Annotated in this window: 7 protein-coding genes and 1 rRNA gene; 5 read left to right on the forward strand and 3 right to left on the reverse strand. The window is 58.3% G+C overall.

The genetic code is table 11. From position 1 onward, the window contains the following. Window positions 1–3: 3 nt before the first annotated feature. The gene (gene lapG / locus ACWIKB_RS28405) at window positions 4–696 is read right to left on the reverse strand and encodes a cysteine protease LapG (protein WP_475270819.1); all 693 of its coding nucleotides are present in this window, start codon (window positions 694–696) and stop codon (window positions 4–6) included. 267 nt (window positions 697–963) lie between these two features. Between lapG and ACWIKB_RS28410 the strand changes: the two genes are divergently transcribed. The 5 genes from ACWIKB_RS28410 (at window position 964) to ACWIKB_RS28430 (ending at window position 8,076) form a co-directional block, all read left to right on the forward strand. Further along, the gene (locus ACWIKB_RS28410; RefSeq protein ID WP_475270820.1) at window positions 964–1,674 is read left to right on the forward strand and encodes a GntR family transcriptional regulator; all 711 of its coding nucleotides are present in this window, start codon (window positions 964–966) and stop codon (window positions 1,672–1,674) included. A 785-nt stretch (window positions 1,675–2,459) separates the two neighbouring features. Continuing rightward, window positions 2,460–3,236, forward strand: a complete 777-nt coding sequence (locus ACWIKB_RS28415) for a DUF3050 domain-containing protein (RefSeq protein ID WP_054050343.1) — start codon at window positions 2,460–2,462, stop codon at window positions 3,234–3,236. Next, a complete protein-coding gene (locus ACWIKB_RS28420; RefSeq protein WP_475270821.1) occupies window positions 3,233–4,162 on the forward strand; it encodes a diiron oxygenase in 930 nt (309 codons plus the stop codon). The genes ACWIKB_RS28415 and ACWIKB_RS28420 overlap by 4 nt, the downstream gene beginning before the upstream one ends. Before the next feature lie 13 nt (window positions 4,163–4,175). Then, entirely contained in the window at window positions 4,176–7,586 is a 3,411-nt protein-coding gene (locus tag ACWIKB_RS28425; protein WP_475270822.1) for an amino acid adenylation domain-containing protein, read from the forward strand. A gap of 22 nt (window positions 7,587–7,608) precedes the next feature. Beyond that, a complete protein-coding gene (locus ACWIKB_RS28430; RefSeq protein WP_475270823.1) occupies window positions 7,609–8,076 on the forward strand; it encodes an SRPBCC family protein in 468 nt (155 codons plus the stop codon). Window positions 8,077–8,135: 59 nt separating this feature from the next. Here the strand turns inward: ACWIKB_RS28430 and ACWIKB_RS28435 are convergent, their stop codons facing one another. After that, window positions 8,136–10,016, reverse strand: a complete 1,881-nt coding sequence (locus tag ACWIKB_RS28435; protein WP_475270825.1) for a methyl-accepting chemotaxis protein — start codon at window positions 10,014–10,016, stop codon at window positions 8,136–8,138. Between the two features lie 303 nt (window positions 10,017–10,319). Continuing rightward, window positions 10,320–10,435, reverse strand: a 5S ribosomal RNA gene (rrf, locus tag ACWIKB_RS28440). Window positions 10,436–10,440: the final 5 nt, after the last annotated feature.

The following is a 10,440-nucleotide window of genomic DNA, read 5'->3' on the forward strand; positions in this document are numbered from 1 at the left end:
CTCCTAGTTAGTCGTCTCGACCGGAAATCCTTCGGCCTGCATTTTTTTCAACACATCCTGCCAACGGGACAGGCGCTTGGTGTCACCGACTTTCTTGTTGCCCTTGGCACCGGGCAGGTACAAGCCTTCGGCATTGAAAGAGTAGACCGGCAGCAAATCGTTTCGTTGGCTGGCCGGCTTGATCTCGTTGATCAGGCTGTCGAGCACCAGCGGCATGGCCTCGGGCGTTGAATAGTAGGTCAACACCATGTGCGCCCGGTTCAGGCGCAACGCCTTGACGTAGGTGATGCGCAGCTTGTCACTGGAAACACTGAGGTGGCGCAGGCTGAAATATTTGGCGATGGCGTAGTCTTCGCAGTCGCCGGCGCCTTTCCACAAGGCTTCGATGGGGGTTGCCCAGTAATCTTCCTGATGCCACAGGTCGATGTCTTCTTCGTAACGCATCTGCTTGTTGAAGAACTGGTTGACCACTTTGAGCTGATCCAGCTCGCTGACCTGCTTTTGTGTCGCCAGCAAATGCTGCCAGGCATCGATGCGTTGTTGCCCCTCGCCCAACGGCCCGTAGATGGCCTGGGCACGACGGCTGATCAGGGAAAAATCCCAATCGGCATGCAACCCGCCCAGCATGACACCGGCCAGCAGCAGCGCGCAGCACAGCCAGCGCATCATCCGAGGGATTGCGAAACGTACCGCCAATGCGAGGCATCCAGGGTAGGCAGGTGGAAATCGGTTGATGGTGCAGGTTAGCCCGATAAAAGACAATGGCACGGTGAGATCACTTCCCGCGCGCTAGACTTGGTATGAGGGTAATCATAGAAAGTTTGCAGCCTGCGATAGATCCTGCAAAGTGGCGGACTTGCGTTATTGTCGCAGCGATCTTTTACAAGGTTTGACAACCTGTACAACAGTCACTAGTGTCCATTTGGATCCAAAAACAACTTCAGTCATTCAGGGTGCGTAGTAGTGACACAGAAGCCCAATCCTCTGAACAGCATCAAGGTCAACGGGCCGATTCCCGCTCATCTGGCGCGTTCAGTGATCGAAGAAACCTTGCGGTCAGCCATTCTCGACGGGCGCATCCCGTGCGGCACCGCCCTGCGCCAGCAAGACCTGGCGGACCTGTTCGGCGTTAGCCGGATGCCGGTGCGCGAAGCCTTGCGCCAGCTTGAAGCGCAAGCCTTGCTCAATGTCGTCGCCCACAAAGGCGCCGTAGTCGCTGCGCTGGTGCAGGGTGATGCCACCGAAACCTATGAGCTGCGGATCCTGCTGGAATCCGAAGCGTTGCGTCGCTCGATTCCTTTGCTCAAAACCGACGATTTCGAACTGGCTGCCCGCTACATCGACGAATTGGAAACCGAACACAACTACACCGAGATCGGCCGGCTCAATCGCCTGTTCCACATGGCGCTGTACAGCAAGGCGCCCAATCGCCGACTGCTACGACTGGTCGAGGACGGGTTGAACGAAGAGGAGCGCTTTCTGCGCTTCAACCTTGAGGCGATGGGCCTCGGCAAACTGTCCCAGGAAGATCACCGAAATTTGTTGCGCGCCGTTGAAGACCGGAACATCGAGCTCTCGGTCGAACTGCTTGAGCATCACCTCAATCGCGGTGTCGAGGTCATTACGCGCTACCTCGAAAGCACCACCGCCCAAGGCAAGAAAACCTCGAAGTAATCTGTAACTCCCAGCCTGCGCGAGCACATCGAATGTGCTCGCCTGCGCTTACCACCCCTTACAGCTGAGCCCGTCCCTTTTTTTCGGCGAATAATCCTCTTACAAATCCCTCGTTCGCTCATACCTGCCTGGTAGAGCGATGCCGTTCCTGCCGGTCCTGAGCCCTGCCTTCAACTACTCCCCTCAAGCTCGATAATTGCAGCCTACGAATGACGCAGCAACGATAGCGGCTGCCTTGATTTACGCTCACTCTTGGGTGCCAACCAACAATGAACGCAAACGCACCGCACTTGCGGGGGCCGTCTGCGCACCAAGAACCTACGGAAGGAGTCTTGCCACGGGAAAGGAAGTAAATGGCGTATTCCCGGCCAGCTTCCATCCCCTCAGATCACACCAACGATTGCAGTTTGAAAGTTGCTCTGAGTGAGGCATTCACTCTCTTATTTGATTCTGACTTATATAAGCCGGAAGGAGTAACTTCATCCTAATAAAACTTAAACCTAAAGTTTTATCGGAACTTGTCGCGCCCGACAAAGTTAAACTTTCAAATAAAATAAAAATAACTTGCAGGGAACTTTATTCATGTATTAGTTTTTCTCCGCCGCCATTGGATCCAGGCTCACAAGGCTTAAACCCTCTATCCAGTGGGCGTCACTAATAACTGCCTTATTACTCACACACATCAATTCGCTTGAGGCCTTCGCTCGCCAACAGAAAATTTCAACCCACTGTCGCTTATTCATAACGTTACTTAACGGTATTCCAAATCATTTATAGGCTCGCCCATGAAACCGACTAAAGACCGTCTCAACCAAAAGAAAGCAGAACTTAGCGCTCACCCGATCTTTGGCGAAATACATTCGTTGTCGATCCTGCAACGCTTCATGGAAACCCATGTGTTTGCCGTCTGGGACTTTATGTCGCTGACCAAGCGCCTGCAGCAGGAACTGACGTGCGTGCAGTTGCCCTGGTTGCCACCGCGAGATCCGCAAGCGGCGCGGCTGATCAACGAGATTGTGCTCGGTGAAGAGTCCGATGACCGTCCCGCCAATGGTCACTACAGCCATTTCGAGTTGTACCTCGATGCGATGCGCGAAGTCGGTGCAAGTACCGTCGCAGTGGAACGCTTCGTGGCCCTGCAAAAAGAAGGCGTGAGCTACGACGTGGCGCTGCAAAGCGTGGACATCGACCCCGCCGCGGCGCAGTTCGTGCGCCATACCTTGCACACCGCGCTGCATGCGCCGGGTCATAGCGTTGCAGCGGTGTTTCTGCACGGCAGGGAAAGCGTGATCCCGCAGATGTTCCAGCGGATTCTCGACGACTGGGGCATCGGCCTCGATCAAGCCCCGACCTTCCGTTACTACCTGGAACGCCACATCGAAGTCGATTCCGAAGACCACGGCCCGGCCGCAGAAAAACTCCTCGCCCGACTGGTCGACGGCGACCCGCAACGCCAGGAAGACGTCTACGCCAGCGCCATCGCTGCCGTGGAAAGCCGCATCGCGCTGTGGGATGGCTTGCGCGTCAGCATGAGCGAAACCGTCGGCGAGGTGAGCGCATGAACGCTGCCGACTATCAATCCTTTGCCGACGCCTGGGAGAGCCGCGCGACCATCCGCACCCGGCCCCGACGCGTGCTGGAGAACGACGACAAACTGATCTACCCGTTAAGCCGCCAACCCTTGGTACTGAGCGAAACCTTCCTGCGCGAATGCCCAGAACAAAGGGACTTCGCCCTGGTGCAGACGCTTTACAAGTTCATCAACGACGTGGTGATTTTCGAAACCGAGATCGTCGACAAGACCGCCCGCAGCATCGCCAAGAACCGCTTCGCCGTGGCCTTCCCGTTCGCTTGCCGCTACGACGCCATGACCGTGGTGGTGGACGAGGATTACCACGCCCTGGTGGCGATGGATTTCATGCAGCAGACCGTGGCCATGACCGGCATCACGCCGATCGAACTGCCGGATGAAATCGAGTTGAGCCGGGCGATACCCGCCGCTGTGGCACTCGCACCGGAACACCTGCGCAGCGCTGTGGAATTGATCTGCGTGGCCATCGCCGAGAACACCGTGACCGGCGATGTGGCTGCGTTCGCCAAGGACGACACGGTCAAGCAGTCGATCAAGGGGCTGATGGCCGATCACTTGCTGGACGAAGGCCGCCACTCCAGTTTCTGGGCGCGACTGGTGCGTATCTACTGGCACACGGCGAGCGAAGCCGACCGCCAGTGCATCGCGCAGATCCTGCCAGTGTTCATCGGCCACTACCTGACCAACGACATTCAGAAGTCGTTCGACTTTCGCCTGATCGATTCCTTGCAGGTCAGTGACGCTGCGCGCCGGGCACTCAAGAGCGAAGTCTCGGGCCTCGCCTTCCCGATCAATCGCCATCACCCGTTGGTCGCCAACATCGTGCGGTTTTTCCGTAGCAGTTCGCTGCTCGATTCGCCGTGCGTTCAAGAAGCCCTGAGCGACTACCTGGTTTAACGAGGAGAACATCATGAGACGTCTCGACATTGTGCTTATAGGGCAGAGCCAGGCCTTGACCGACCTGGCGCTGGAGCTAGAACAACACGGACATTCACTGGTACGGCTGGCGGTAGTCGGCGAACCAGCGTTGGGCAACGTCGACTTACTCATCGACGATGCCAGCCTCTCTTTTGCCGACTTCGGCGATGTGCCGCGACTGACGCTCAAGTTGGGTGTTGGGGAGTCTGCGGGGCTGCCCGCCCTGGACCTGCTGTGCACGTATGGCTCAACGCTGTTCACACGCGTGCCGATTGCCGAAGAACCGTCCGGCAATGGCCAGGCTTTGCGCCTGCGAGCGGTGGCGGAACTGGTGGACCACGTGGCACTGCTGGTCAGCCGTTTTTCCCGGGATGACGAGTATTTCCAGCTCACCGAACCAACGGCGCCCGCGCACTTCGAGCGGGTAGAAAACCTGCTGTTTCTGGAACACCTGGCCTTCGTCCATCAGCTCAACATGACCGCGCACGACGGGTTACTACAACTAGGCCAGATCCCGATGATCGAGCGGCTTGAACAGCGCTTTATCCAATGCGCCGAACGACCTGCACTGAACATCGCCGGCACGTCCCTCAGCTATCGCCAGTTGCATGCCCTCAGCCGGGCGATCCAACAGCGTTTGCAGCCGTTGCTCGATCAGCATCAAGGCTCGTTGGTGGTCGGTATCTGCCTGCCGAAGTGCAGCGCGTTGTATGCGGGGATTCTGGCGATTCTCGGCAGCGGCGCAGTGTACCTGCCGCTGGAGCCGAGCCATCCGCTGCAGCGTCAACAGTACATTCTGGAGAACGCCGGTGCGGTGTTGTTGCTGCATGACGGCGAGCATCCGCTGGCCGACCAGATGCCGGGTTTGGACATCAGCCGTATCAACTGCGATGACGTGGATTTCGATCTACCGTTGATGCGTCAGCGGCCGGCGCTCGATGCGCCGTGCATGGCGCTCTACACCTCGGGCACCACCGGGCACCCGAAAGGCGTGTTGCTCAGCCAGGCCAACCTCGCGCATTTCACCGCGTGGTACGCCGACTATGTGCAGCTGACAGAACAGAGCCGGGTGCTGCAGTTTTCGTCGCTGAGTTTCGACTCATCGCTGATCGATATTTTCCCGACGCTGCTGCAAGGCGCCGAGCTGATCGTGCCCAGCGACGACCAGCGCCGCGATCCATTGCAACTGGTGGCGCTGATCCGCAATCAACAACTGAGCCACGCGTTCTTGCCGCCGGCGCTGTTGAGCATTTTGCCGCTGGATCAGTTGCAGGTGCTGGATCACGTGATGACCGGCGGCGACGTTTGCGAACCCTACGTCATCGAGCAACTGACGCGTCAGGGCAACCTCTACAACCTCTACGGCCCGACCGAAGCCACGGTGCTGATCACCGCGCGGCAACTGCGGCCCGGCGACAACAACCGCACCCTTGGCGGCCCGATCGCCAACAGCCAGGTGCTGATTCTCGACGAGGATTTTCAACCGGTGGCCGAGCAGACCGTCGGTGAGTTGTACATCGTCGGCCCGGGGGTGTGCCTGGGTTACTTGAACAACCCGCAGCAGACCGCCGAGCGCTACCTGGACCTAAGCCAGCCGAACGGTGAACGCCTGCGCGCCTACCGTACCGGCGACATGGCGAAGTGGACCCGCGACGGTATCGAACTGTGCGGGCGGCGGGACAATCAGGTGAAGATCCGCGGTTTCCGGGTCGAGCCGGAGGAAATCGAACGTTGCCTGCGGGACAGCCAGCTCTATCGGCAAGTGGCGGTGGTCATCGACAGTCAGCGACGGATTCTGGCGTTCCTCGCCCAGCCCCAGGAACACCAACCCGGCGCCGCTCGCGAAGCGCTGAAGGCCCACGCCGTGCAGTTCCTGCCGGACTACATGCAGCCAGGCGCGTGGACTGAGCTCGAAAGCATGCCGTTCGCCAGTAACGGCAAGGTTGATCGCAAGGCACTGCTCTCGCTGCCGGTGAACGTGCTGGAGAATAGTGCTCGGCGCTTGCCCACCAGTGCCGATGAAGCGCTGTTGCTGGAGATCTGGGCCGAGTTGCTGGAGTTGCCGGCGAGCGATATTTCCACCGATGAAAGCTTTTTCAATCTGGGCGGTCACTCGATCCTGCTGTCGCGCATGTTGCTGCGGTTGCGTGAGGAGTTCGGCCGAAGCATCTCGATCAACCGCTTTATCGAGTTGCCGACGATCGCGAAATTGGCGACGTTGGTGCGCGGCTCGGGCACCGAAGAAGTGTTGAGCGCGCAGGCCATGGCCGATGCCTTCCGCGAATTGGATATACAGCCGCTGCCGGTCAGCCGCATGGGCGATGTGCACAAGGTGATCGTCACCGGGGCCAACAGTTTTGTTGGCGTGCACATCGTCGAAGCGTTGCTGGCCTGGGGCGCCACTGAAGTAGCCTGTCTGGTGCGCGATGGTGGCGGGCAATCGGCGGTGGAGCGCTTCGCCCAGGCCTTGAGCGAGAATCGTCTGGAGCATCTGGACCTGCATCGGGTGCGGGTTTATGCGGCGGATATCACGCGCCCTTCCTTGGGGCTCGCGCAGGACATCTACGAGCGACTGGATCGGGAGTTCGGTGCGTTGGTGCACAACGCGGCCAACGTTAATCACGTGCTCGATTACGAGTCGCTGGCGCGGGATAACGTCGAACCGATTTTCGAGTGCCTGCGCCTGTGTGAAGGGCGCAGCAAGAAGATCTTCAACTTCGTCTCGACGCTCTCGGCCTCCAGCACGATTTCTGACGATGGCCGGGTGCTGGAACTGCCCGCCGCGCAGACCCCGCCGATCTACATCAAGAACGGCTACAACCTGTCCAAATGGGTTGGCGAGCGGATCCTTGAGCGGGCTCGGGAGCGCGGTGTGCGGGTCAATCTTTATCGCCCCGGCAATATCAGTTTCAACAGCCTCACCGGCGTGTGCCAGCCGCACAAAAATCGCTTGATGCTGATGCTCAAGGGTTCGATCCAGCTCGGCCAGGTGCCGGAGTTCTCTCTGAACTTCGACCTGATGCCGGTGGACTTCCTCGCCCGTTTTATCGCCTTCCATGCCAGCCGTTATCAGCCGGAACACGCGGTGTTCAACCTGCACAACCCCGAGCCGCTCAGTTGGGACGCTTACGTGGAATCGTTTCGCGAAGCCGGTCGGGAATTCTCGATGGTCAGCGTCGCCGACTGGCAGCAACAACTGGGCCGGGTCGACAGCGACAACGCGCTGTTCGGCGTGCTGGGTTTCTACCTCAACGGCTTTGAAGAAGACATCGGCGACATCTCGATGATCGGCCACGACAACGCCCAGGCCGGCGTCCAGCAGATGGGCGCGCACTACCCACAAAAATCCCCGGCGCTGCTGCGGCGCGGCTGCGACTACCTCAAAGAAATCAACTTCATCTGAACCACCCAACTGGAGCAAGACCATGAAAACCCTACAACCCGATACCCTGATCAAAAACCCTCACGGCTGCCACGTAGCCTCTTCGGTGGATGTGCCTGCGCACGCCTCGGAAGTCTGGAAGGTGGTCGGCAACTTTGCCGGCTTTGATAAATTCATCCCGGCGCTGTCGCACATCGAGATGACCGGCGAAGGTGTGTCGTCCCTGCGCAAGAAATTCTTCAAGGACGGCAACCTGGTGGTCGAGCAACTCAACTCCTGGGACGACCAGGCCCTGAGCATGACCTGGACGACGATCTACAACACCTTGGGCGTGGCCAATTTGTGGGCAGCGATGAATGTGGAATCTCTGGGCGCGGGCAAGTCTCGAGCGACCTGGACCATCATCGCCGAACCTGCCCAAGGCGGCGCCGAAGCGTTGCCGGGGTTCAAGGACTTCGTGCAGGGGTTCGCCGATGATGCGATGAACAACGTGCTGAAGCTATTTGCGTAAGGCATGAAAAAGCCCGCTGTGGATCAACTCCACAGCGGGCTTTTATTTACATCGATGGATCAGATTTTGAAGCTGTCGACCAACTGCTTCAAGCGATTGGCCTGCAACGACAACGCATCGCAATCCTTCAACGTTTCATTGAGGTTGGCCACGCTTTGCTGGTTCAGCAGGTTGATCTGGTTGACGTCGACGTTCAGGGTTTCCACCACGGCAGTCTGCTCTTCGGTCGCCGCAGCCACCGATTGGTTCATGCCATCGATTTCGCCGATGCGCTGGGTCACGCTGACCAGTCGCAAGCCGGCCTGGTTCGCCACTTCAACGCTCTCTTCGCTGGAAACCTGACTGGCGTTCATGGTGGTCACCGCTTCGCGAGAACCGATCTGCAGCGAAGTGATCATCTTGTGGATTTCTTCCGCCGACTCCTGGGTGCGATGGGCGAGGTTACGTACTTCGTCCGCCACCACCGCAAAACCACGACCGGCTTCACCCGCACGGGCGGCTTCGATGGCCGCGTTCAGCGCCAGCAGGTTGGTCTGTTGGGAGATGCCTTTGATCACGTCCAGAATGTGCCCGATGTTGTCGGTGCTGGCATTCAGGGTTTCGATCTGGGTGCAGGACAGGCTGATTTTCTGCGACAACTCGGTCATGGCCAGGATGGTTTTTTCCACCACCTGACGACCGTCATCGGCCTGCTCGCTCGCGCCGCTGGCGTGTTGCGAAGCATCGGCAGCGTTGCGGGCGATTTCCTGGGTTGCGGCACCGAGTTGGTTGATCGCGGCAGCCACACTGTTGGTGCGCGCGCTTTGTTCGTCGGAACCAATGATCGAGGCGTTGGACGACGCCATTACCCGTTGCGACAGGTCATGGACCTGGCGGGTCGCCGAGGACACCTCGGAAATCGACGCGTGAATCCGCTCCACGAACTGGTTGAAAGCACCACCCAGTTCACCGAACTCATCTTTGCTTTCCACGGCCAGACGACGGGTCAGGTCACCTTCACCCTGGGCAATGTCTTTCATCGCGCGACCCATGGTGGTCAACGGACGCATCAGCACGTTGATCAGCAGGCTGAGCAGCACTGCAATAGCGCTCACGGCGATAAACATCGCGATCAGTGCCGAGGTGCGGAATTGGCTCAGCGGCGCGTAGGCCTTGTCCTTATCGATCGACAGACCGATGTACCACTCGGCGTTCGGCAAGCCGGTTACCGGGGTGAACGAGAGGATACGATCCTGCTTGTTCAGTGTGACTTCCTGATTACCCTTCTCGATGCGTACGCTGGAACCCGGGTAGATGTCTTTCAGGTTCTTCATCACCTGATCTTTGTCCGGGCTGACGATCACCTGACCGTCAGCGCTGACCAGGAATGCGTGGCCGATGCCGCCGAAATCCACCGAGTTGATGATCTTCACCAGGGTTTCCAGGCTCAAGTCACCGCCGACAACGCCGAGCAATTCGCCGTTCTTTTTCACGGGCAGGGCGATGGTCACTACCAGGCCACCGACCGCGGCCATGTAAGGCGGCGTCAGCATGGTTTTGTCAGCAGCGACGGCTTGTTTGTACCAAGGGCGCTGACGTGGATCGTAGCCATCCGGCATCTTCGCGTCCGGGCGCTGGGTGAATACACCATTGGACTGCCCGACGTAAGTGAACTGGAAGTTCGAGGTGAAAGCGGGTTGATCCACCAAGCCTGGTAGATCGGCATTCGCGCCTTGGTGGGCGACGTTCTGTGCGAGGTTCTCCAACACCAGCACGCGGCCACTCATCCAGTTCTGCACGCTACTGGCGGTCAAGTCGCCGGCTTGCTGGACGGAGGATTCGAGATTTTGCCGAATGGTGTTTCGCTGCAAATAGTCGTTGTACAAAGTGAACAACGCAAAAGCCAGCACCACGACGCCTGAAGCGGCCAGCAAGATTTTATGGCTGAACTTGAGATTCATTTCATGGGACTTCTATGCAGAAAGTGGGGATGCGTTCCGGATTGCAACATTCCATGTAACAGCGCAGACGGCTTTTTGAGGCCGCTCTACTTTGGTGCACGCATGTCTCACCAGTCTTTCGGCACGAGCGGGAGAAATCTTAGGGGTTTGTATGAAATGTATGGGATTCGTCGCGGATTCCCGCCGAACGGCGTGCTAGAGCTTCTGGGCTAGCTTTAAGCCCTTGCTGCCACTTGAAGATTTATCTGCTCTAAAACGACAAAACCCCTGTCTGCGTTAGCAGACAGGGGTTTCGGAATTCAATCTTGACGATGACCTACTCTCACATGGGGAAACCCCACACTACCATCGGCGATGCATCGTTTCACTGCTGAGTTCGGGATGGGATCAGGTGGTTCCAATGCTCTATGGTCGTCAAGAAATT

The organism is Pseudomonas sp. 5Vm1k (assembly GCF_056161485.1).

Coding starts and splice junctions, on each gene's coding strand:
- ACWIKB_RS28415 (WP_054050343.1), top strand. CDS start 2,460: ATGAAACCGACTAAAGACCGTCTCAACCAAAAGAAAGCAGAACTTAGC.
- ACWIKB_RS28420 (WP_475270821.1), top strand. CDS start 3,233: ATGAACGCTGCCGACTATCAATCCTTTGCCGACGCCTGGGAGAGCCGC.
- ACWIKB_RS28425 (WP_475270822.1), top strand. CDS start 4,176: ATGAGACGTCTCGACATTGTGCTTATAGGGCAGAGCCAGGCCTTGACC.
- ACWIKB_RS28430 (WP_475270823.1), top strand. CDS start 7,609: ATGAAAACCCTACAACCCGATACCCTGATCAAAAACCCTCACGGCTGC.
- ACWIKB_RS28435 (WP_475270825.1), bottom strand. CDS start 10,016: ATGAATCTCAAGTTCAGCCATAAAATCTTGCTGGCCGCTTCAGGCGTC.